The following is a 588-nucleotide window of genomic DNA, read 5'->3' as shown; positions in this document are numbered from 1 at the left end:
TGACCATCGCGAGGCGGAGATCGGCGCGGGTGTCCCAGCGTCTCGTGTTGAGTACGTTCTTCTGGAGGAGACTGAAGAAGCTCTCCATACTCGCGTTGTCCCCGGCGCCGTAGGATCTGCCCATGGAGCCGACGAGCCCGTTGTTGCGGAGCAGGTTCTGGGTGCGTTTCGCGCGGAACTGGCCGCCTCTGTCGGAGTGGCAGATCGTGCCGTCAGGTGAGCGCAACGCGATCGCGTTGCGCATCGCCGCGCGGGCGAGAGATGACTTCATGCGGGTGTCGATGGAGTAACCGACGATCTTGTTCGACCAGACGTCTTTGATCGCGCAGATGTAGAGCTTGCCTTCTCTGGTCGGGTGTTCCGAGATGTCCCAGAGCCAGACCTTGTTCGGCCCGTCGGCGATGAACTCGTGCCGGATGACGCCGTGCTCGTCGACGACCGCGAGGAGGTCATCATGCGGCGCAGGTCCCGTGCTGCCGGGTTTGCTGCGCTTGCGGTGGTGCGACGCGTGGATGCCCGCGATCCGGCAGAGTCGGTGCACCCGGTTCTCGCTCGCGGAGATCCCGTGCTCGCTCTCGAGCTCATCGG

At 64.5% G+C, this 588-nt stretch carries 1 protein-coding gene; it reads right to left on the bottom strand.

The annotated features are described in order from the left end of the window. Positions 1 to 588, bottom strand: a 588-nt coding sequence (locus tag IWC96_RS00070) for an IS3 family transposase (RefSeq protein WP_196838121.1), incomplete at both ends; no start/stop codon positions are given.

The organism is Brevundimonas sp. BAL450 (assembly GCF_015767455.1).
Taxonomy (GTDB): Bacteria; Pseudomonadota; Alphaproteobacteria; order Caulobacterales; family Caulobacteraceae; genus Brevundimonas; species Brevundimonas abyssalis.
Note: the sequence above shows the minus strand (reverse complement) of the source record. Positions and strands in the feature narration are given on the sequence as shown.